Source organism: Larkinella harenae, assembly GCF_054780515.1.
The window spans coordinates 2,290,493-2,312,749 of the sequence record NZ_BAAGWE010000001.1; the positions used below are offsets into that span (position 1 = coordinate 2,290,493).

Genomic DNA, 22,257 nt, shown 5'->3' on the forward strand with positions numbered 1-22,257 from the left:
CTGGGGAGACTGCTCACTTGAAAATTGGCCCTGAAACGGCTGCTCACGTCTGAATTTTCAAATTCGCCAATGCTCCGAATTCCCTGATGGTGGGGTATTTTTATGAGTTTGTTCGTGGCAGTAAGCTGGTAATTTCGAACGGCTTTTGCAAAATTTAGAGTATGAATTGCGTTGATGCTGCTTGTTTGAGTGTTTACTTTGTTTCGAATTTGTCATTCAGCTGTCGAATTCAGCTCTTTCAACGAACTGGTAAGCCGCTGTTGGCAGAACCGGAAAATAATAACGCATAATCTAATTTTTAGTTTCAATTCTCAATAAAAATCCCATGAAACCCTCCATTGCCGTTGGTGCCGATCATGCCGGCTTTGCGTACAAACAGGAAATTGTTGCCTGGTTGGAAAAAGAAGGTTATCCAACGAAAGATTTTGGCACGTATACCGAATCCTCCGCTGACTACCCGGATTTCGCGCATCCTGTGGCGATGGCCGTTGAAGCCAAACAGTTTGACTGGGGTATTCTGGTTTGTGGCAGCGGGAATGGCGTAGCCATTACGGCGAACAAACACCAGGGTATTCGGGCCGCACTTTGCTGGCTACCCGAACTGGCCGAACTGGCCCGGCAGCACAACAATGCCAACATTCTTTGCCTTCCGGAGCGCTATATTTCGGCGGAAGAAGCGCTGGAATGTGTGAAACGGTTTCTGGCGACGGAATTTGAAGGAGGACGTCACCAGACGCGGGTGGGCAAAATCAGTTGCTGATAGACTCCTCTTTTCGGCGGTAGACTCCCTCCAGTTCAGTTTTTTCGTACAGAGAGGCTAGCGAGGGAGCCCGTTGGAAAAGCTTTTTGATAACGTTTTCTTTATCAATGATAAACTGGGGCGGGTCTTTGCGAAAATGATCGTAAATGCTAATGATGCTTTCGTAATTGTCGAGATTTCGAAGGTCGTATTTAGCCAGATCCCAGTTGAGGTACGGCGTGGCAGCCTGGTTGTTTCGGTAAGCACTGATATCTTCGCCAATCACCAGGATTTTCTGGTTTTGAATGTGCCGATCCACGGGAGAAGACTTTACCTGTAAGGCACTCAACCGGCCAACTTCCCAATTGCGAACCAGCGGCAAGGCACCTTGATACAGAATCAATAGGATAAAGACGAAGACGCCCATAAAGATGATTTCCGCAATCCATTCCCGCCGGATTCCCTGAAAATAATAGCTGGCAAAAAAGGCCAGGGCGGGCACAAAGCTGATGAATAGCATGGGAGCCAGAAACGGCATCAGTCCGACCGAAATAAGCGCGGTTAAGGTCCAGATCATCATAATTTGCTGACACCGTTGCTGAAAGTTGACATACCGGGCGGTTTGGCGGAACAAACTCAGTAAACCGAGCGTCCCCATCGCAAAGGGCAGAAACAGGGACGCCAGTAGGGTTTGAAAATCGGTCAGGTCATACTGACGAACCCGAAAAACCGACGACAGCAAATTGCGGTTGAAATCGTCCAGGCTGTCGGCCAGGTAATAGTACAGAACCGTCAACAGAATGGGAAAGGCAAATCCGAACACGAGCAGCGAATGTTGCCGGAAACTCGCCCCGGTAAAAAGCAATAGAGCCATCAGTGCCCAGATGATGAACAGGGCTGACGGCAAATAAAAAAGGGCTGCAAGGCTGATGTAAAAACCGATCTCAAAAACTTCGTCGGTGGCACCCCGCCGGTCCATCTGCTTAACAAGCGTTCCGAAGGCCAGCAACAGAAAGGTAGTCGACAGTAAAACCGGCGACAACGTACTGCAATCGAACGACATGTTCAGAAACAGAGCATAAACCAGCCCTGGAATCCAGTTGCGATCCGGGTAAATATCGCGCACGTTCATCATCCAGTTGAAGTAAAACACCTGAAAAGCCGCTACCGCCGTGCCCGCCAGGTGGTAAGCCAGATGCGACCGGCCGACGGTTAGGTCAATCAGCCAGTAGACCAGGGCCGACAACGGACTGATGCTGTCCCAGATATCGCGGTACAGCAAATTTCCGTTCCGCATCTGTTCTCCCACCAGCATCCAGTTTAATTCCGGAATCAGCAGGGGAGGTGGCGAGAGCAACAACGGCAAACGGATCAGAAGCAGCAAAAGCAGCAGACCGACGATTTGGAGCGTAGAATTAACCCGAAAAAAACTTAACAATTGATTACTTGTTTTACCGTATGTACCCGGGAATGGAGCGACGAAATTAACGCTTTAGGTGAAAGAAGTCGAATAAAAGGCGGATATTTGCGGGAGTAAACAAGGAATAATGGACAACAAATCATGGACGATCCGCACGGTTTTGCTGGCTGTGATTCGTGTTGCTGTTCATCATTCACTGTTAATGGATTATTATTTTTTCAGAGTATGGAATCGAAACGACAGCAGAAAGTAGCGAGGTTGGTACAGAAAGATCTGAGCGAAATCTTTCAGCGTGATAGTCGGCACCTGTTCAATGGGGCCTTTATTACCGTCACCAACGTGCGGGTATCGCCCGACCTGAGCATTGCGCGGGTATACCTGAGCTTTCTGGCTACCCCGAATAAAGAATCGCTGCTGGAGTTGATTAAAGAACGAGGCAAGTCCATTCGTCAGCAACTGGGCGACCGCGTGCGTCATCAGCTTCGGATTATTCCGGAACTGCACTTTTTTATCGACGATACCGCCGAGTACGCGGCCAAAATGGATGCGCTGTTCGCCAATCTGGAAATTCCACCGGCACCGGAAGGTGAGGAGGAGGATTGACGGTTTTTCGGGTGAGCCCTCATTGGGTTTGTTAGGCAGAAGACATCCGGAACGGTGTAACAAGCGCGATAAAACCGAATACCTTAGATTGCTATTTTGGCTTACTGATCATGAATCTTCCCCTCTGGATTGCCCGACGGTATTTTTTCTCGAAGCGCAAACGTAGTTTCATCAATCTGATTTCATTGGTGTCAATGCTGGGCGTGGGGGTAGGAACGATGGCGCTGGTGGTGGTGCTATCGGTTTTTAACGGAATGGGGGAGTTGAATCGAATGATTTTCAAGACCTTTGAAGCCGACCTGACCATTGCCCCGGCCCAGGGGAAACGCCTGACGGTTTCGCCCGCGTTGCTGCAAAAAATCCGGAAAAGTGGAGAGGTGAACCTGATTACCCAGGTGATTGAAGATAACGCCCTGGCGCGTTACCGCGATGGCCAGACGGTGGTCAAACTGAAAGGAATCGACAATTCGTACCTGCAACGGCGGCAGTTGGATACGGCTTTGGTAGAGGGGCGGTTGCGTTTGCAGGAAGACGGGGTGAACTACGCATTGGTTGCCGAAGGTGTGCGTAACGCGCTGCTGATCTCGCCCGAAGACCCACTGACGCTGTTGGAGCTCTGGTACCCACAAAACCGCAAATCCTATACGGTTTTGTCGGCCGACGCCTTTAACCGGGCCGATTTCGCGGTGTCCGGTGTTTTTTTTATCGAGGATAATTTCAACGATTACGTGCTGGCTCCGTTAAGCGTGGTGCGCGATTTGGTTGGCTATCAACAAAATCAGTTATCTTCGTTGGAGCTGCAAGTCAAACCGGAGGCCGATATTGCGTTGCTGAAAGAGTCCCTGCAAAAACAGCTGGGCAAGTCGGTCGTGATCATGGACCGGGATGACCTGAATCCGGATTTGTTTCGGGCCATTCGGGTTGAAAAACTATTTGTAACCGTAACGCTGGGCTTTCTGGTGCTGGTGGCGTCGATCAACATCTTTTTTTCGTTGTCGATGCTGGCGATTGAAAAAAAGGATGATGTGGCTATTCTGTACGCGATGGGAGCATCGCCTTCGCTGGTTCGGCGTATTTTTATTTTTGAAGGGTCAATTGTGGCCTTCATTGGCGCCATCGTCGGCTTGATTCTTGGCATTGGGTTGTGTCTGGTGCAGCAACGGTTTGGGTTGGTATCGATGGGCATTGAAAGCTCACTGATTGACGCTTATCCGGTCAAACTCCAGGCCAATGACCTGATTGTTACTACCCTGATCGTAATCGTGGTAACCATTGTTGTTTCGTGGTTCCCGGCCCAAAAAGCGGCTGCCGTTTCGAAAGCCGTTGATAGTGTGCAGTAACGGATTGGGACGTGACGGACTAAAAAACGAATTGCGTCGTTTTGAACAAGGCAAAGTAACTAACAGTATGTTTAAAATTTTCCGAGATAGTATTCTCCTTCTTCTTCTTTTGGTCAGTAGTGACTGGGCGTTGGGGCAAACAAACCGCGCTGTCGATACTGAAAAAAAAGCAACTTCGCTATCCGTCAACGGTCCTTACAACCCGAGCCGAACCCGTCATCATGATTTGCTGCACACGCGGCTTGATCTGAATTTCGACTGGATCCGGCAGTGGGTGCACGGGGTGGCCCGATTGCGGTTTAAACCGCATTTTTACCCGCAAAATACGCTGGATGTTGACGCCAAGGGCTTTGATATCAAAGGCGTGTTTCTGCTCGATACGCTGAAATCCGGAGAGACGGTTTTCGACACGTTGAATTATACTTACAACGACCGGCAGAAAATCCATATTCTGCTGCCGCGGACTTACACCCGCGCGGATACCTTCGACATTCAGATTGTGTATACGGCCAAACCGAACGAACGTCCGCTGGGGGGGAGTGCGGCTATTTCGCAGGATAAGGGATTGTATTTTATCAACCACGACGGGGCCGAGCCGAATAAACCGCAGCAAATCTGGACGCAGGGCGAAACGGAGGCCAATTCGTGCTGGTTTCCGACCATCGATTCCCCGAACGAAAAAATGACGCAGGAAATTTACCTGACCGTCAACAACAAATTTCGGACGCTTTCCAACGGAACACTGATAGCATCTACCCTGAATCAGGACAGTACCCGCACCGATCACTGGCGGCAGTCGCTGCCCCATGCGCCGTACCTGGCGATGGTCGCAGTGGGCGATTTTGCGTATGTAAAGGACTCCCTCCCCGCTACCGACCAGCGGGGAGCGTTGGAGGTCAGTTATTTCGTTGAACCCGCTTACGAACCGTCGGCCCGGGCTATTTTTGGCCGTACCCCCGCAATGGTCGAGTTTTTTGAGAAAAAATTTGGCGTTCCGTATGTTTGGGAGAAATACAGCCAGATTGCTGTGCGCGATTTTGTGACCGGAGCTATGGAAAATACCTCCGCCACGGTTCACGGCGAAACCGTGCAGATGGATGAGCGCCAACTGGTAGATGGCAATTCCGATGATGTGATTGCCCACGAATTGTCGCACCACTGGTTTGGCAATCTGGTAACGGCGGAATCGTGGGCCAACCTGCCGCTAAATGAAGCCTTTGCGACTTACGCAGAATACCTCTGGCGGGAGCATAAGGAAGGGGTCTATTCCGCTGATATGCACGGGTTGGACGATCTGAACCAGTACATTGCCGAGTCGGAAACCAAGCAGGAACCACTGATCCGGTATCATTATACCGATCGGGAGCAGATGTTTGACAGTCATTCTTACGCCAAAGGGGGGCGGGTGCTACACCAGCTTCGCCGGATCGTGGGCGACGATGCCTTTTTTGAATCGCTCTCCGTTTACCTGAAACGGAACCGTTTTAAAACCGCTGAATTAAGTGATTTGCGTGAAGCTTTTGAAGAAGTGACCGGGGAAGATCTAAACTGGTTCTTCAATCAATGGTTTTTGAAGCCGGGCCATGCCGTGATCAAGGTCGAGAAAGAATTTCGCCCGGGTGGTGTTCAGCTAACGGTTTTGCAGCAGCAGGATTCAACCCGAACGCCGATCTACCGCTTACCGGTGAAGGTTGATGTGTGGGTGAAAGGCCAGAAAAAAAGTTACGATGTCGTGATCGATAAAGCCAAGCAAGTGCTGAACTTTTCGGTGGAACAACGGCCGGATTTAATTGTGTTTGATGCCGACCACCGGATCGTCGGAACGGTGGAGCAGGACAAAAACAAACCGGAACTGGTTTTTCAGTATTACCACACGGATAATTATGCGGACAAATACGAATCGATTACCCGCCTGGAGGATAAGAGCAATTTGCTTGATTCGACGGTTCGGCACATGATGATGGCCGCGATGAATGATAAGTTTTGGAAGATTCGTCAGGTGGCAGTCGGAAACTTCGCGGAATATGATGGATACGAATTTTCGGAAGTCGAGCGGATCGTACAAAGCAAAGCCCGCAACGATGCCAAATCATTGGTGCGGCAGGAAGCGATCAACACCCTGGCGTCGTATGCCGACAATGTAAACGATCCTTTGTTCCGGGAAGCGCTGAACGACTCGTCGTACGCTGTCGTATCGTCTGCCCTGGATTCGTATTTGTTAGGAAAACCGGGGGACGCCAGCGAGATTGCCGCCCGGTTTGAAAATGTGCCGAATGGAGAGATTGTCACGGCGGTAGCCAATTACTACGCCAGTTCAAACGACACCAGCCGCTACTCTTGGTTCATTGGCAAAATGGCGACGATGAAATCCCAGGATTTGTACAACTTCCTGCAGGTTTTTGGGAAATTTCTTATCCGTTCCGGGGGGGATCTACAGCGACAGGCTATTCCGATGCTGGAGGTGATGGCCCGCACCAGCCCAGCGTATTTCGTGCGGTTTGGCGCGTATCAGGTGCTGGGCTTGTTGCAGGACATTGAAGGTGTCAAATCCATGCGCAAAGACATTCGTCTGAGCGAACGCGATCCGAAGCTAAAGGAAATGTACGAGCAATTCAAAGATTTTTAACCCATTCGTAAAACCAAATCCAGTTAACAACCCTATGATGAAATCTGTTTTTAGTGCACTCTTTTTTGCCATTTTTAGCCTGACTATGGCGTTGGCGGGTCCGATCGACGGAAAGTGGGCGGGAACACTCGCCGACAATTACAACCTGGTGCTGGATCTGAAAGCGGAAGGCGACAAGCTAACGGGTACGATCGGCAATGCAAACAATTCTATGCCAATTAGCGATGGAAAAGTAGACGGTAATGCCTTTTCGTTTAAAACCGAATACCAAGGCAATACACTGCCCGTTAAAGGCCGGATAGAAGGTGAAAAAATGTACCTGTCAGTTGACTATAACGGTACGGAAGTAACGGGAACCTTTACGAAGCAGGGTGGTTCTGCCAGTACCAGCACAGCCGACCGGAAAATGAAACCCGAAGATACCGAAGTTTGGAGTCCCGTGCCGAAAGTCATTACGCCGGGCAAAACGCCATCCGATGCTCCTTCCGATGCAGTCGTTTTGTTTGATGGAAAAAACCTGGACCAATGGGTGTCGGTGAAAGACAAATCGCCGGCCCAATGGACGGTAAAAAACGGGGTGTTAACCGTGAACAAAGCCGTCGGAAACATCGAAACCAAACGTTCATTCAAAAATTATCAGCTTCATATCGAGTGGAAGATTCCGGAAAAAATCACGCTGAACGGACAGAGTCGAGGAAACAGCGGTATTTTTCTGGCATCGACCGGGCCGGGTGATGCAGGGTACGAATTGCAGGTACTGGATTCGTACGAAAACAAAACTTATTCGAACGGACAGGCCGGCAGTATTTATAAGCAGGCTATTCCGTTGGCAAATGCCAGCAAAAAACCGGGTGAATGGCAGGTGTACGACATTATTTGGACCGCTCCGACGTTTAACGCCGACGGTTCGGTGCAAACACCGGCCCACGTAACGGTTATCCACAACGGTGCGGTAGTTCAGAACAACTTCGAATTGAAAGGTGAGACGACTTACATCGGCCAGCCCCAGTACAAAAAATACGAGTCGGCACCGATCAAATTGCAGGCCCACGGCGATCCGAGCGAACCCATCAGCTTCCGGAACATCTGGGTGCGGGAATTGTGACACCGCAAAAGTCATCATGCAGTCCGAAAATCGACAAAAAAACGCCCGGCTCGCCGGGCGTTTTTTTGCGAAAACCAACCCCGATCAGAAACCAGAAACCGCACGAAGGTTGTTATCCAGTTGTACAATTGCCGGGATTTGTGTTTCTTGACGGTATAGTCCGTTATTCTTCTCTCAATGACAAAACCACAAAAGAAGCTCTTTTTGCTGGATGCGATGGCGTTGATTTACCGCGCCCATTTTGCATTCAGCAAAGCCCCCCGCATTACCTCGCGGGGGCTGAATACCAGTTGCGTTTTTGGTTTCACCAATGCGCTGCTGGAAATTCTTCAGAAGGAAAAACCGACCCATATCGGGGTTGCGTTCGATAGCAGTAAAAAAACGTTCCGGCACGAAACCTTTGTGGAGTACAAAGCCAACCGCCAGGCAATGCCGGAAGACATCAGCATTGCCATTCCGTACGTGAAAAGGTTGGTGGAAGCCATGAATATTCCGATTCTGATTCTGGACGGTTATGAAGCCGACGACATTATCGGAACCTTGGCCAAACGGGCGGCCAGGGCTGATTTTGAGGTGTTCATGATGACGCCGGATAAGGATTACGGCCAGTTGGTTGAAGAACATATCTACGTGTATCGTCCGGCCTTTATGGGAAAAGGTGCCGAAAAATTGGGCGTGAAAGAAGTGCTCGAGCGTTGGCAGATCAAGGAAATCAGTCAGGTTACCGATATGCTGGGCCTGATGGGCGATTCGGTCGATAACATTCCGGGTATTCCGGGGGTAGGTGAAAAAACCGCTCAGAAGTTGATTGCCGAATTCGGAACCGTTGAAAATCTGATTGCCAACGCAGGCCAGTTGAAAGGTAAGCTGAAGGAGAACGTAGTGCAGTTTGCCCAGCAGGGGCTACTCTCAAAGCAGCTGGCAACGATTCACCTGGATGTTCCGCTTGATTTTAACGAAAACGCCCTTTTACATACTGAGCCTGACAAGCCCAAATTGTCCGTATTACTCGACGAACTGGAATTCCGGCAATTGCGCCGTCGGCTGGTAGGTGATGACGAAGCGGAGCCTAATCCGTTCCCGGCTTCAGCCCGACCGGCTGCGAAGGGCCAGATGGATTTATTTGGGGATACCGTTTTGGCGCCGGCGGCTTTGCCCGGCGCCGAAAAACCGTCGGGAACGGCTGAACTGCCGTTTATCGATGACGCTCAATCAACGCGTAACGCGGCCATTTCAGCTTTTGAAAGTGGGGCAAGGCCAGCGGTTTTGCCAAATACGGCCGATATGCAGCCGGATTGGACCGAAACGGAAGCCGATGAGCGGGAGCACGAACCCCGCCGGACGATCCATTCCGTTGTGCATGATTACCGCTTGGTTGATACCGTCGAATTACGGAAAAGCCTGATTTTTTACCTGAACAAGCAGGAGACGATTTGCTTCGATTCCGAAACAACTTCGACGGATCCGGTAGAGGCTGATCTGGTCGGGTTGTCATTTGCGTACCGAAAGGGCGAAGCTTTTTACGTTCCCGTTCCGGCTGAGCGGGAAGCTGCGCAGGCGATTGTGGAAGAATTTCGCAGCGTATTTGAGAATCCCGCCATTATTAAAGTGGGCCAGAATCTCAAGTATGATATGCTGATGTTGAAAAAATACGGGGTCGAAGTGCAGGGTAAACTCTTCGATACGATGGTGGCGCATTACCTGATTGAGCCGGAGCAGCGGCACAATATGGACATCATGGCGATGACGCACCTGAATTATGAGCCCGTGCCCATCGAATCATTAATTGGTAAAAAGGGGCCAAAGCAGTTGTCGATGCGCGATGTGGAAGTCCAGAAAGTGGTGGAATATGCAGGTGAAGATGCCGACATTACCCTGCAGCTGAAAGAGAAGTTCGGGCCCGTTTTGGAGCAAAATGGCCATAATAAGCTATTCGACGAGGTAGAAATGCCCCTGGTGCGCGTGTTGAGCGAAATGGAACTGGGCGGGGTGAAGGTTGATATAAATGCCTTAAAGGAACTGTCGGCTACGCTGGAAACCGATATCCGACAGGTGCAAAGTGAAGTGTACGAATTGGCGGGTGGACCGTTCAATATTGGCTCCCCCAAGCAGTTGGGGGAAGTGCTGTTTGATAAATTAAAACTCGACAATAAGGCTAAAAAGACCAAAACCGGTCAGTATGCAACGGGCGAGGAGGTATTGACTGAACTGGAAGCGGACCACGAAATTGCCCGGAAAATTTTGGATTACCGTGAACTGGTAAAGCTGAAAAATACTTACGTCGATGCGCTTCCGTTGCTGATCAGCCCGCGCGACGGTCGGATTCACACCTCATTCAATCAGGCGGTGGCTGCCACGGGGCGACTAAGTTCGACGAATCCGAATTTGCAGAACATTCCAATCCGAACCCCCCGTGGGCGCGAGATTCGGAAGGCGTTTGTGCCACACAGTGATGAATTTCTGATTATGTCGGCCGATTATTCGCAGATCGAATTGCGGATCATGGCCGCTTTCAGCGGAGATCAGACCATGCTGGATGCCTTTAACAACGGCATCGATATTCATACCCAGACCGCCAGCAAGGTGTTTAAAGTGCCACTGGACGAGGTTGATTCAGATATGCGCCGGAAGGCCAAAATGGTGAACTTTGGGATAATCTACGGTATTTCGGCGTTTGGGTTATCCCGGCGTCTGCGGATTCCGCGCAAGGAAGCGGCTGAGATTATTCAGGAATATTTTGCTGGTTTTCCCGCCATCAAACAATACATGGATCAGGCTATCGAGAAAGCCAAGGAATGTGAATATGCCGAAACCATTCTGGGTCGGCGCCGGTATCTGCGAGACATCAACTCCCGGAACATGACCGACCGAAGCTTTGCAGAACGCAACGCCATCAATGCCCCCATTCAGGGTTCAGCAGCTGATATGATCAAGATCGCGATGATCAAAATCGACGAGTTTATTCGGGAGAATCGATTGAAATCACGAATGATCCTGACGGTTCATGACGAATTGGTGTTCGATGCGCACAAAGACGAGCTGGATGTGCTGAAAGAGAATGTGGCCCGACTGATGGCCAACGCGATTCCGCTGGCAGTCAAGATGGAAACGGGCATTGGCGTGGGCAACAACTGGCTGGATGCTCACTAAACCGTACGCTTGATCACAAAGAATTAACACGCTTTTTGGGAAGAAAAGCGTGTTTTTTTGTTAATATAGAATCACTAATCCCTCAAACAATGAAAAATATTCTGGTCCCTACCGATTTTACAGGCACTTCGGAGCTGGCCCTTGCCTGGGCAAAATTCCTGGCCAAGCAATACATTCAAGAAGGTTCGGAAACCACACTCGTGCTGGCGCACGTAACCCAGCCTTATATTCCGGATACGACTTTGCCCACGGGCGAAGTGGGCGCTGGCATTCTGGCTGCACAGGAAATGGAGGATGTGGGTGAACTGAATTTGCAGGAAATTGCCGATCAATTGGAGCGTGAAGGATTTAAAACCCGGATCGAAAGCCGTTTCGGATCCATCGACGGTGAAATTGTTGAGGTGGCCGAGGAACTGAAACCCGATCTGATCGTGATGGGCCGGAGCAATATTGATTCGTTTTTTGATTGGCTGGCCGGTAGTTCGGCGGCTGATGTCGCCATGACGGCCAGCTGCCCGGTATTAGTGGTACCGACGTTGGAGCATGGCCAAAGCCATCCGGTTCGGTTGGCAACAATCGCTTATGCTACCCAACTTGAATTTGATGAGAACCACATTTTGCGTCCAGTGGTAGAATTGGCGCGGAAATTTCAGGCGGCCCTGCGGCTCGTCAAAATCAAAGCCATGAACCAGCCGAATGTTTACGACGACCGGCAGTTTCTGGATCAGATAGAATTGGAATTTGGCCGGAATCGGTTTACGGAAGACGTTGTTAGCGCGGATAACGTAGCTGAAGGACTAACCAAATACATGCAGTCCAATCAGGTTGATTTGCTGGTAATGGCCACCCGTGAGCGGGATTTTCTGAGTAAGTTGCTGAATCCCAGTCTGACCAAGCGCATGGTCCTCAGTTCCGATATTCCGGTTCTGGTTTACCACGCGAAGGAAAATTACTGAGGCAGCCATCGGCGGTCCGTTTAGGTAAAATACTACTTATTTATTGATGAATGGGTTAACTTAGTCCGTATTACGAATTAATACGGACTAAATTCCGTGGTAGGTACGATGGCGAAACGCCGGTATAAGCATTCAGAAAAAAAAGTCGGCGCATCGCCAGGGTCTCTGATCTACGTGGGTCAGGAGATTGAATACAAAACCACCATTCGTCGGATCGACTACAACGAAGCCAGTTATACCGTCGAAACCATCAAACGGTTGGCTAATTGCCGAAAGCCCGAAGAAGAATCTAACCTGGTTTCCTGGCTGGACGTAGACGGGATTCACGAGCCTGCGGTGGTGGAGCGAATCGGGCAGCAGTACCAGTTGCATCCGCTGTTGCTCGAGGATGTTATGAATTCGCAGCAAAAACCGAAGGTAGAAGAATACGATGGCTCCTATCTGTTCGCTACGCTCAAAATGCTGTATTTTAAGCCGGAAATTCAGGAGCTGGAAGCGGAACACCTGAGTTTTGTGCTCGGTAAAAATTACTTGGTTTCGTTTCAGGAAGAACGAAAAGCCGATTTGTTTCAGCCAGTGCTGGACCGCATTCAGGCCTCGGCCGGAAAAACCCGGCGCAACGGACCGGACTACCTGCTGTATGCCCTGATGGATTTGGTGGTCGATCACTATTTTGTGGTACTGGACAATATTGGCGAAAAACTCGAAATTCTCGAAAATAGTATCATTCAGCAGGTTGCGGGGCAGCAAACGCTCACCCGTTTGTATACGTTAAAGCGCGAACTGACGCTGATGCGTAAGTCGGTCTGGCCCGTTCGGGAGATGATTAATCGCCTGTTGCTGGAAGAAAGCGACCTGATTCGTCCTTCGACTATCCCTTTTTTACGCGATCTGTACGATCACGTTATACAGGTTCTTGACAGCCTTGATTCCTACCGTGAACTCGCCACGGGCCTGCTGGACGTCTATCTTTCGACCCTCAGCAACCGGATGAACGCGGTTATGAAAACGCTGACCATTTTTTCCGCTATTTTTATGCCGCTAACGTTCATCGTCGGCGTTTACGGAATGAACTTCGACAACATGCCGGAGCTACATACCCAAAACGGTTATTATGCCGTTTGGGGTGTTATGGCCGTTCTGACGGTTTTGATGATTATTTATTTTCGGCGCCGAAGGTGGTTTTAAGGGAACGGTTTTAGCTCCAGTGAACTTCACGCTCACACGCTGAAAACCGTGCACCATTTTTTCTTATCTATGACAATTCAGGGTTTTGATATCAATACCACGGATGTATATCCGCTGACGGACAGCCGGCAGGTGGGTGTAGCAACGCAGGCCGGACCGGCGCAAGCTGTTTTTTTTGCCATCCAGGGCGAGCACCATGACGGCCACCAATTTATCTCCGAAGTGTACCGTAAAAATGTGCGTCAGTTTGTGGTTGAAACCGCTGCCCTGACGCCCGCGCTCCAGCATGAGCTGGCCCAATTGCCCGACGCCCGAATCTGGGAAGTACGGAGCAGCTTACGGACGTTGCAGGAGTGGGCCGCCGAACACCGCAACCAGTTTGATATCCCCGTTGTTGGGATTACCGGCAGCAATGGCAAAACCATCATAAAGGAATGGCTGGCGCAGGTGCTGGCTCCCGATTTTCGAATTCAGAAAAGCCCCAAAAGCTATAATTCACAGTTGGGGGTTCCGTTGTCGGTCTGGCCGCTGAACGAGCAACACACACTGGGTATTTTTGAGGCTGGGGTGTCGAAACCAGATGAAATGCAGGCGTTGCAGTCGATTATCCGGCCAACGGTCGGGATTTTTACCAATATTGGCTCGGCGCATGATGAAGGTTTTAGGAGCAAGAAGCAGAAAGTGGCGGAGAAATTACGATTATTTCGGCAGGCTCAAACGCTGATTTACCGAAAGTCGTACACCGAAATTGATGAGGAAATCCATTTATTGCTAAAAGCCGTCAATCCGGCCATCCGGCTGATTGGATGGGACGTTGATCGGCCCGCCGATGTAGTGGTTTCTTATTTTCAACGGTCTGGTGGGACGCAAATCGAGGTAGAGTGGCAAGGAAAGCCATACAAGGTTACCCTGCCGTTTTCTGACTTGGCCTCCCTCGAAAATGCGACGCACGTTTTGCTGGCTTCACTAGTGCTGGGCGTGACGGACGAAACCGTTCTGCAGGATCGTTTTGCGCGTTTAAGACCCGTATCCATGCGTCTGGAATTGAAAGAAGGTGTTCAGCGCAACCTGCTGATCGACGATTCGTATAATAACGACCTGGCTGGGTTGTCGATAGCGCTTGATTTTCTGAATCAGCAGGATGCATCGCGGCAAAAAGTGCTGGTGCTGTCAGACCTGCTCGAAACGGGTATGAAACCGGATGAGTTATACCCAATCATTGCCCGGCTGATTGCCGAGAAGGGAGTAGGGCAGTTGATTGGCGTTGGACCGGAAATAGGCCGTTATCAGGCTGGTTTTACGGTAAACAGCCGTTTTTTTTCCGATACAAGTGCCCTGCTGGAATCCGGTTGCTTAAACCAATTCGTGGATTCGGTAATTCTGGTAAAAGGGGCCCGGCGGTTTTCGTTTGAAACCATCATCAATCGTTTCATTCAGAAATCGCACCGCACGGTGTTGGAAATCAACCTGGATGCGATTACTAATAACCTGAATTTTTATCGGAATAAAGTCGGTTCGCAAACCAAAATCATGGCGATGGTCAAGGCGTTTGCGTACGGGAGCGGCAGCGCCGAAGTGGCTGCTTTGTTGCAATTTCACCGGGTCGATTACCTGGCCGTGGCGTATGCCGATGAAGGGGTTTCGCTGCGGGAAAATGGAATTCGACTGCCCATTATGGTCATGAATTCTACGCCACAGGCCTTTCAGCAATTAGTTGATCATCAGCTGGAACCAGAGATTTACAGTTTCCGGATTCTGGATGAATGGGTACAGTTTCTGGGCATGCAGAAAACGGTTTCGAGCCTTCCATCCATTCACCTGAAGCTCGATACTGGCATGCATCGGCTCGGCTTTTTGCCATCGGAAATACCGGCACTGACAGAAGCCCTAAAGGCCAATCCGCAGCTGCGGGTTGCCTCGGTTTTTAGTCACCTGGTCGGTTCCGACGAAGCGGAGCACACACCTTTTTCGCACGAACAATACCGGCGGTTTATGACGGGGGCCGCCCAGTTGGAGCAGCAGTTGGGGTATCGACCGTTGCGGCATCTCTTAAATTCGGCAGGCATCGTACGATTACCCGAATTCAAACTGGACATGGTTCGGCTCGGCATTGGGCTCTATGGGGTGGAATCAAGCAAGCTGGAAACCCAGCATGTGCAAACCGTCGGTACGTTGAAAACGGTAATTAGTCAAATCAAAGACCTCAAAGCGGGCGAAACCGTCGGGTATAGTCGCCGGGGCATTTTGACGCATGACGCACGAATTGCTACGCTCGCTATCGGTTACGCAGACGGATACGATCGGCGGCTGGGAAACGGTGTTGGACAGGTGTGGGTGAACGGGATGCTGTGCCCAACCGTTGGCAGTGTCTGTATGGATATGACGATGGTTGATGTGACGAAAACCTCGGCGCGGGAAGGGGACGAAGTAGAGTTGTTTGGCGCTCAGATTCCGATTGTCGAGCTGGCGGCCCGGATGGGTACCATTCCGTACGAAATTCTGACCGGCGTTAGCGAACGGGTCAAGCGGGTGTTTTTCCGGGAATGACAAAAGAAAGCCCGCCAACCGGAATCCGACTGACGGGCCTCATCTGTCCCCACAAACCGCTCTCACAGGGTTCTTCCGAGTAGGCAGCCCCCAGGGCTTACCCAACTCATTCTCAAGATTTAAGGGGTTAGACAACAGATCGATGATGTTTCGTCCTGTTTGAAAAATGTGGGCTTTTTTCGCGATCTGATCCCTTCCTTCTCAACGTACTTATTTTGGTAACTTGGCTCTGGCTGCTTCCAGGGCCAGTTTTTTAGTTTCAAAATCTTTCACCGAACTTTCCTGATCGGATTTGTTCGTTTCGGTGTCACGCTGTAACTGCTCCAGTTCACGGGTGTTATCGTCCATTTTCTTGAGCAGCGTATCTTTCTCTTTTTTGTTGCGCTCAATGTCGCGGACCAGCTTGTCGCCCTGTTTTACCAGCTTATCCTGTTTCTTCTGCGCTTCGTTGAATGCATCCTCGGCCTGTTTAATATCGTAATTGAGCCGGGTCCGCTCCGCAAAGTCTTTCAGCAAGGTTTCTACCTGCCCGTACATGGCGCTGCCGGGTTTGACGTAGTCGGCATTTCCTTTGTCAACGGCCAGAAAAATAGTGGCCTTATTCCGATCAGTAGAAACTTTGCTGGCTACGTTCACCGGGTCTGACGACAGAGCGGGAATATTAGCTGCCGGAACCTTGTAAACCCCGTTACGTCCCACGGCTACTTTTCCGTAGGATTTGGCGAGCGCTTCCCATTCTTTCTCAACAAATTTCCCTTCGATGGGAATGTTCACAGAAAGGCCAACGAGCGAAATCTGATCAACTTTTTCCGTTGCTGACGAGATCGTTTGGGCCCGCAGGGGCGAAACCGTTGCTAGGATACCGACCAGGCAGGAGCTGTACAATACTTGTAAGAACGAGCGAAATACTTGCGTTTTCATTAGTGTAACGATGGATGAAATGGTTTTCGTGTAATTAAAATACGTTTCTTCTTGTCCAAAAGTGTGGTGGCGAATAAATACAGATCGCCACCTTCTCTGATTCCCAGCTTTTTACGCAGTGTTTCGGCGGTTTCCGGAAAATTTCGAACGCTTAGGTTGGCTTTGGCTTCCGGCAAAAAAGCGTGCACTTCTTTTCGATCCGGTTTGCAATGGCCAAGTACCTCAAAAGATCGCCCGGGAAAATCCGGTATGAGCTGATCACTGGTGTATAAATGGCTGTTCGGGGCCAGTTTGAATACCTGAAACCGGTCGGCCACGATCCGAAAGGCCCCTGCTTTCAATAAAGACGTATTCGGTTCATACAAGTAACGCAGCGGATCGCTAAAATCGATATGAACGGTTTTTTCGTCGGATCGCCGGAACGAAACCATTTCAGTTGGTGCCGTAGACCGGAGGTTAACCGTCGTAACGGCGATATCCGGAGTATCGCCTGGCCTCAAAACAAACAAGACCTCCTTGCACTCGTTATCCACCGACACCACGTGTACGGCCGCTACATCAGGTAATTGCCGGATGACGTTTTCCGTATCAATCAGCGGAGACGTTTTCAAAAGAATCGACACGGTTTTTTGCCGAAAACCGTTCGTACCCGGTGCGTGGTACCAATCAATGATATTGGGTTCGCAATCGTCCAGCCGCACCACTTTGCCTCCCTGCTGGTCGCGCCGGGCCGGATCGAGGTATAGCCAATCGGCAGTTCCATCGAACTGAGCCAGAAAGTGGCTGGCCTCCGTGATAGCACCGTACCGACTTGGAAATTCGATGTTGGTGCCGCCTAGCCTGGGTAAATTGGTAGCGGCTAATTCGGCCAGGTTCGGTTGTCGTTCGACGTAAATAACCCGTTCCGCCTGTCGCGCGAACGCCAGCGCATCGATGCCCATGCCCCCAGTAAGGTCAATGACAAGGGTCGGTTTTTGGGTCTCATTCGCTAGAATAGAGGCCTTGTAGGCCGCCGTTCGTTCAGAAGATGCCTGCTCAACCGACAGCGCGGGCGGAAAAACGACTTCCCAGTTGGCATACCAGCTGGGGAGTTTAAGCCGTGCCTTCTGACGGGCAAGCAATTGAGCTACTACCAATTTTATACGTAACGTTTTCGAATCCGCGTGCTGCAACAGCAATGTATGGGGATCATCGGTTAGGTGATCTTGCATAAATGCTATTTCATCAGCGTTAAATAATATCATTGTTTTTATAAATTATATGAATTATTCGATTATTAAAAACAGATTAAAATTTAATTAGCGATTTTGCATTAAGAACATGTAGTTCCCATTCTATCACACAAAGCTTAATTAATTTAATTAATCATGGAAATCTTTAGACCTCTAAAGACCTTATCTTCGTATTCCCTCGCCACCTTTAGGTCGGATCTGCCAGCGGGGTTGTCGGTGTTCTTGGTTGCCTTACCTCTTTGTTTAGGAATTGCTCTAGCCTCTGGTGCTCCTTTATTTTCTGGCCTGGTGGCCGGAATGATTGGCGGGTTAGTGATCGGTTTTCTATCCGGGTCCGATGTCAGTGTAAGTGGCCCGGCTGCGGGTCTGGCGGTTATTGTTGCTGATAGCATCAAGAACCTGGGCGCCTTCGAAGTTTTTTTGACAGCGGTGGTCATTGCCGGTGTTATCCAGTTTATTCTGGGGCTGCTCCGGGCCGGTAAATTTAGCGGTTATTTTCCCGACAGCGTAATTCGCGGTTTGCTCGTCGCTATTGGGTTGGTTATTATTCTGAAACAGATCCCGCACGCGCTGGGCCGCGACAACGATTTCGAAGGGGAATTTGAATTTCAGCAACTAGCCGACGGCGAAAATACGATTTCCGAAATTTATCGGGCCATTGTTACAGCCAGTACGGGAGCCGTCATTATTAGCCTGGCGTCGTTCTTTCTGCTGTTTTTCTGGGAAAAAGCGGCCAAAAAAGGCATCGGATTTTTCAAAAACTTCCCGGGTGCGCTGGTTGTCGTTATTCTGGGAATCAGCTTGAACGAGATTTTTCGAGTAGCGAAACCCGACTGGTATCTGGGAACGTCGGCCCACCAGCACATGGTGCAGATTCCGAGTATCGAACCGGAAAAAGGCATTTTTTCCATTTTTTACCTGCCGGATTTTGGGGCACTGACAAACCCGAAAGTGTACGTTACGGCGATCACGATTGCGATTGTGGCCAGTCTGGAAACCTTGTTGAATCTGGAAGCCGCCGACAAACTTGATCCCGAAAAGCGGGTTTCGTCACCGGATCAGGAGATGGTGGCGCAGGGAATCGGTAACATGCTTTCCGGATTGATTGGCGGTTTGCCGGTAACGTCCGTCATTGTGCGTACATCGGCCAACGTATATGGGGGGAGTAAAACCCGGGTTTCTTCCATTATGCACGGGGTTTTCCTGCTGCTGGCGGTTTTTCTGGCTGCTCCACTGTTGAACCTGATCCCGTTGTCGTGCTTGGCGGCCTTGCTGATCACAGTGGGGTACAAGCTGGCAAACCCTCAGATTTTCCGAAAAACGTATCAGGAAGGAATCTATCAATTCATTCCGTTTATTGTGACGGTCCTCGGCATTGTTTTTACCGATTTGTTAATTGGGATCGGGATTGGCCTGGTGGTCGGTATTTTGTTTGTCTTGTTTACCAATTTTCAGGCGGCTTACCGGGTCGTTCGGGATGGCAACAAGGTATTGATTAAAATCCAGAAGGATTTGTATTTCCTGGTCAAACCGCAGTTGAAGCAAACGTTGCGCGAGCTGCAGCCGGGCGACCAGGTGCTGGTGGATGGCACTTACGCGTCCTTTATTGACCACGACATCTACAACATCCTGCAGGATTTTCAGGAAACGGCTCAGACGCAGAATATCAAATACGAGCTGAAGAATGTTTCACCCAAAAAACGCAGTTTACGCAGCCATGCACGCACACGAGAAGTTACTGTTAGCGAATAAAGCCTGGGCGCTTGACAAGCTGGAACTGGACGAGCACTATTTTGATACATTATCGGCCGACCAGAAACCGCATTTTCTGTGGATCGGCTGCTCCGACAGCCGGGTGTCGGCGGAGGAAATCACGGGAACCATCCCGGGCGAGATGTTCGTGCATCGCAACATTGCCAATCAGGTCATTTCGTCGGATCTGAATTTGCTGAGCGTTCTACAATACGCTGTTGAGGTGCTGAAAGTGCGTCACATTATTGTCTGTGGACACTACGAGTGCGGAGGGGTGAAAGCTGCCCTGCTCGACAAACGCTATGGTTTGATCGATAACTGGTTGCAGAACATTCAGATTGTGAAACGAAAGTATGCCGACGAACTCAACGGTATTGCCGACGATCATAACCGTTTCGACCGGTTGGTGGAGCTGAGCACGCGGGAACAGGTTTATAACCTGGGCCATACATCGGTTATTCAAGACGCCTGGAACCGTAAGCAGGAATTATGGCTGCATGGCTGGGTATTTGATCTGCGAAACGGCCGCCTAAAAGAGATCGTCGATTTGTCATCCGAAGATCAGTCGGCGACAGACATTGTCCGGGAGCTGGGCGCGGAAGGCGGTTTGGCCAAAGCCCTGACCACCGATATCCGGTTATTACCGGAGCAATGAGTTGATTGTTAAGAGTTAAGAGTGATGAATGAAGAGTTAGTAAGGCATCAGCCAGCTCATAATTCATCACTCTTCATTCTTAACTCCGTAAAGGTTTAGGAAAAAAGCGGTTTATGTTGCTTTTTTATGGCGTATTCCAAAAACCCTACATAAGTACATGCGCATCAAACAAGCTGCCACCGCCGAAACCAGCGGAATCTGGCAGGTCATTACTGCTTCCTCGGTTGGTACCCTCATCGAGTGGTACGACTTCTACATCTTCGGTAGCCTGGCTACGATTCTTTCTGCCCAATTTTTTCCCAAAGACAATCCAACGGCTGGTTTTCTGTCTACGCTGGCCACCTTTGCGGCTGGTTTCATCGTGCGACCGTTTGGGGCACTGGTTTTTGGCCGGTTGGGCGATCTGGTGGGCCGAAAATATACCTTTCTGCTGACGCTCGTGCTGATGGGCGGTTCTACCTTTCTAATTGGCTGTGTGCCGGGCTACGAATCCATTGGCATGCTGGCCCCGGCGCTGGTGTTGCTGCTTCGGCTTGTGCAGGGGCTGGCCCTGGGCGGTGAATATGGGGGAGCCGCTACGTACGTTGCCGAACATTCGCCCGATGGAAAAAGGGGATATTTTACGAGCTTTATTCAGACCACCGCTACGCTGGGTTTGTTTGTGTCGCTGGGCGTCATTCTGCTGACCCGGCAGCTGATGGGCACCGATGCCTTCAGCACCTGGGGCTGGCGGGTGCCGTTCCTGCTGTCGGCGTTTCTGGTGGGGGTTTCGATTTACATCCGGTTGCGGATGTCGGAATCGCCGGTTTTTCAGAAGATTAAGAAGGAAGGTAAAATCTCATCCAACCCACTCAAAGAGAGTTTTGGCAAGAAAGACAACCTGAAAATGGTGCTGCTGGCCTTATTTGGTGCTACGGCCGGGCAGGGCGTGATCTGGTACACGGGTCAATTTTATGCTTTGTCGTTTATCCAGAAAATCTGCAACGTCGAGTTTGCGCAATCCAACTACATCATTGCCCTGGCCTTGCTGGTCGCAACGCCTTTTTTTGTGATTTTTGGCGGACTTTCCGACCGGATTGGCCGTCGGAATATCATGTTGGCTGGTATGTTATTGGGGGTTCTGACGTACCGTCCTATTTACAAAGCCATGTACAGTCTGGCGGATGTAAACCAGAAATTTGAGGAAACATTCCGCCGGAGCCTTGAGACCAAACAGGAGCGAATCGGCGACTCGAAAGAATTCCGGGTTACCAATGCCACGGTTTATTACTACGATGATGGCACGGTTTACCGGGAAATAAAGCCCCAGCCCGGGTCGGGTTCTACCACCGTGACGAAAGAAGTTACCCTGGGTGATGAAGCATTCTGGCTCATGACAGTGCTGGTGCTGGTGCAGGTGTTGTACGTGACGATGGTATACGGCCCCATTGCGGCCTTTCTCGTTGAGCTGTTTCCGACCCGAATTCGGTACACGTCGATGTCGCTGCCCTATCACATTGGCAATGGCGTTTTTGGCGGTTTGACGCCCTTTATTGCCACCAGTCTGGTGGAAACGGCCAAAAAGACTGATTCGCCGGATGCCTATCTGCACGGGCTGTGGTACCCCATCGGTATTGCGTTGATTTGCTTCGTCATCGGCGTTTTATACATCGACAGAAAGCAGTACAAAACCGTTGAAGATTAAAAACCCCTACCAAAAATGAATTCGCTAAAAAAAGTGCTGGGGCTGGTTTGGCTGCTGGCTGGAGTGGCCCTGATCATCGGGTTGCCGTACCTCACTATTCAGAAACTTTCGTCTGAAACGGCCAACACGGAAGACTACGTTTTCTGGCTTGTGATCGTCGTTATTTTTTTGCCCATTACCGCCGGACTGGCCTTATTCGGACGGTATGCGTGGCAGGGAGAATACGATAAAAGTGAATAATAACCTTGATTTTTTGACCTAATTATAGCCCCATTGTGACGCTATAAAGCAAATAATCGTAGTTTAGCAGCCTGAACTATGGCATTTAGAATATTATGA

Annotated in this window: 16 protein-coding genes; 13 read left to right on the forward strand and 3 right to left on the reverse strand. The window is 50.2% G+C overall.

The features are described 5' to 3' along the window. Positions 1-325: 325 nt before the first annotated feature. Positions 326-760 (forward strand): ribose 5-phosphate isomerase B, encoded by a 435-nt coding sequence (gene rpiB, locus ACYVH9_RS09420; RefSeq protein ID WP_460636055.1) that lies wholly within the window; start codon positions 326-328, stop codon positions 758-760. Here the strand turns inward: rpiB and ACYVH9_RS09425 are convergent. Next, positions 750-2,177: a hypothetical protein gene (locus tag ACYVH9_RS09425; protein ID WP_460636056.1), complete on the reverse strand. Its 1,428-nt coding sequence runs from the start codon at positions 2,175-2,177 to the stop codon at positions 750-752. The two genes, rpiB and ACYVH9_RS09425, sit on opposite strands and share 11 nt — an antisense overlap. A 207-nt stretch (positions 2,178-2,384) precedes the next feature. Between ACYVH9_RS09425 and rbfA the strand changes: the two genes are divergently transcribed. The 8 genes from rbfA (at position 2,385) to ACYVH9_RS09465 (ending at position 15,674) form a co-directional block, all read left to right on the forward strand. Next, positions 2,385-2,762 carry a 30S ribosome-binding factor RbfA gene (gene rbfA / locus ACYVH9_RS09430; protein ID WP_460636057.1) on the forward strand — a complete coding sequence of 126 codons (378 nt, stop codon included), beginning with the start codon at positions 2,385-2,387 and terminating at the stop codon, positions 2,760-2,762. A 110-nt stretch (positions 2,763-2,872) separates the two neighbouring features. After that, a complete protein-coding gene (locus ACYVH9_RS09435; protein ID WP_460636058.1) occupies positions 2,873-4,102 on the forward strand; it encodes an ABC transporter permease in 1,230 nt (409 codons plus the stop codon). Positions 4,103-4,169: 67 nt separating this feature from the next. Beyond that, a complete protein-coding gene (locus ACYVH9_RS09440; RefSeq protein WP_460636059.1) occupies positions 4,170-6,728 on the forward strand; it encodes a M1 family metallopeptidase in 2,559 nt (852 codons plus the stop codon). 37 nt (positions 6,729-6,765) lie between these two features. Further along, complete coding sequence (locus ACYVH9_RS09445; RefSeq protein WP_460636060.1) at positions 6,766-7,833, forward strand: 3-keto-disaccharide hydrolase; 1,068 nt, start codon at positions 6,766-6,768, stop codon at positions 7,831-7,833. 177 nt (positions 7,834-8,010) lie between these two features. After that, positions 8,011-10,983, forward strand: a complete 2,973-nt coding sequence (gene polA, locus ACYVH9_RS09450; protein WP_460636061.1) for a DNA polymerase I — start codon at positions 8,011-8,013, stop codon at positions 10,981-10,983. Positions 10,984-11,072: 89 nt separating this feature from the next. Further along, complete coding sequence (locus tag ACYVH9_RS09455) at positions 11,073-11,939, forward strand: universal stress protein (protein ID WP_460636062.1); 867 nt, start codon at positions 11,073-11,075, stop codon at positions 11,937-11,939. Positions 11,940-12,047: 108 nt separating this feature from the next. Then, entirely contained in the window at positions 12,048-13,127 is a 1,080-nt protein-coding gene (gene corA / locus ACYVH9_RS09460; RefSeq protein WP_460636063.1) for a magnesium/cobalt transporter CorA, read from the forward strand. 69 nt (positions 13,128-13,196) lie between these two features. Next, positions 13,197-15,674: a bifunctional UDP-N-acetylmuramoyl-tripeptide:D-alanyl-D-alanine ligase/alanine racemase gene (locus ACYVH9_RS09465; protein WP_460636064.1), complete on the forward strand. Its 2,478-nt coding sequence runs from the start codon at positions 13,197-13,199 to the stop codon at positions 15,672-15,674. Positions 15,675-15,884: 210 nt separating this feature from the next. Here ACYVH9_RS09465 and ACYVH9_RS09470 read toward each other — a convergent pair whose 3' ends face one another. Both ACYVH9_RS09470 and ACYVH9_RS09475 read right to left on the reverse strand, forming a co-directional pair. Then, on the reverse strand, positions 15,885-16,595 hold the full coding sequence (locus tag ACYVH9_RS09470) for a zinc ribbon domain-containing protein (RefSeq protein WP_460636065.1): 711 nt from the start codon (positions 16,593-16,595) through the stop codon (positions 15,885-15,887). After that, positions 16,595-17,806, reverse strand: coding sequence for a THUMP-like domain-containing protein (locus ACYVH9_RS09475; protein ID WP_460636066.1), 1,212 nt, complete (start codon positions 17,804-17,806; stop codon positions 16,595-16,597). The genes ACYVH9_RS09470 and ACYVH9_RS09475 overlap by 1 nt, the downstream gene beginning before the upstream one ends. A gap of 156 nt (positions 17,807-17,962) precedes the next feature. Here ACYVH9_RS09475 and ACYVH9_RS09480 point away from each other — a divergent pair, with 156 nt between their 5' ends. From ACYVH9_RS09480 to ACYVH9_RS09495, 4 genes are all read left to right on the forward strand, one after another. Then, complete coding sequence (locus ACYVH9_RS09480) at positions 17,963-19,579, forward strand: SulP family inorganic anion transporter (RefSeq protein WP_460636067.1); 1,617 nt, start codon at positions 17,963-17,965, stop codon at positions 19,577-19,579. Beyond that, positions 19,545-20,234, forward strand: coding sequence for a carbonic anhydrase (locus tag ACYVH9_RS09485; protein WP_460636068.1), 690 nt, complete (start codon positions 19,545-19,547; stop codon positions 20,232-20,234). Before ACYVH9_RS09480 ends, ACYVH9_RS09485 begins: the two co-directional genes overlap by 35 nt. A gap of 157 nt (positions 20,235-20,391) precedes the next feature. Next, positions 20,392-21,918, forward strand: coding sequence for an MFS transporter (locus ACYVH9_RS09490; RefSeq protein ID WP_460636069.1), 1,527 nt, complete (start codon positions 20,392-20,394; stop codon positions 21,916-21,918). Between the two features lie 15 nt (positions 21,919-21,933). Then, on the forward strand, positions 21,934-22,158 hold the full coding sequence (locus ACYVH9_RS09495) for a DUF6814 family protein (protein WP_460636070.1): 225 nt from the start codon (positions 21,934-21,936) through the stop codon (positions 22,156-22,158). Positions 22,159-22,257: the final 99 nt, after the last annotated feature.

Coding starts and splice junctions, on each gene's coding strand:
- rpiB (WP_460636055.1), top strand. CDS start 326: ATGAAACCCTCCATTGCCGTTGGTGCCGATCATGCCGGCTTTGCGTAC.
- rbfA (WP_460636057.1), top strand. CDS start 2,385: ATGGAATCGAAACGACAGCAGAAAGTAGCGAGGTTGGTACAGAAAGAT.
- ACYVH9_RS09435 (WP_460636058.1), top strand. CDS start 2,873: ATGAATCTTCCCCTCTGGATTGCCCGACGGTATTTTTTCTCGAAGCGC.
- ACYVH9_RS09440 (WP_460636059.1), top strand. CDS start 4,170: ATGTTTAAAATTTTCCGAGATAGTATTCTCCTTCTTCTTCTTTTGGTC.
- ACYVH9_RS09445 (WP_460636060.1), top strand. CDS start 6,766: ATGAAATCTGTTTTTAGTGCACTCTTTTTTGCCATTTTTAGCCTGACT.
- polA (WP_460636061.1), top strand. CDS start 8,011: ATGACAAAACCACAAAAGAAGCTCTTTTTGCTGGATGCGATGGCGTTG.
- ACYVH9_RS09455 (WP_460636062.1), top strand. CDS start 11,073: ATGAAAAATATTCTGGTCCCTACCGATTTTACAGGCACTTCGGAGCTG.
- corA (WP_460636063.1), top strand. CDS start 12,048: ATGGCGAAACGCCGGTATAAGCATTCAGAAAAAAAAGTCGGCGCATCG.
- ACYVH9_RS09465 (WP_460636064.1), top strand. CDS start 13,197: ATGACAATTCAGGGTTTTGATATCAATACCACGGATGTATATCCGCTG.
- ACYVH9_RS09470 (WP_460636065.1), bottom strand. CDS start 16,595: ATGAAAACGCAAGTATTTCGCTCGTTCTTACAAGTATTGTACAGCTCC.
- ACYVH9_RS09475 (WP_460636066.1), bottom strand. CDS start 17,806: ATGCAAGATCACCTAACCGATGATCCCCATACATTGCTGTTGCAGCAC.
- ACYVH9_RS09480 (WP_460636067.1), top strand. CDS start 17,963: ATGGAAATCTTTAGACCTCTAAAGACCTTATCTTCGTATTCCCTCGCC.
- ACYVH9_RS09485 (WP_460636068.1), top strand. CDS start 19,545: ATGCACGCACACGAGAAGTTACTGTTAGCGAATAAAGCCTGGGCGCTT.
- ACYVH9_RS09490 (WP_460636069.1), top strand. CDS start 20,392: ATGCGCATCAAACAAGCTGCCACCGCCGAAACCAGCGGAATCTGGCAG.
- ACYVH9_RS09495 (WP_460636070.1), top strand. CDS start 21,934: ATGAATTCGCTAAAAAAAGTGCTGGGGCTGGTTTGGCTGCTGGCTGGA.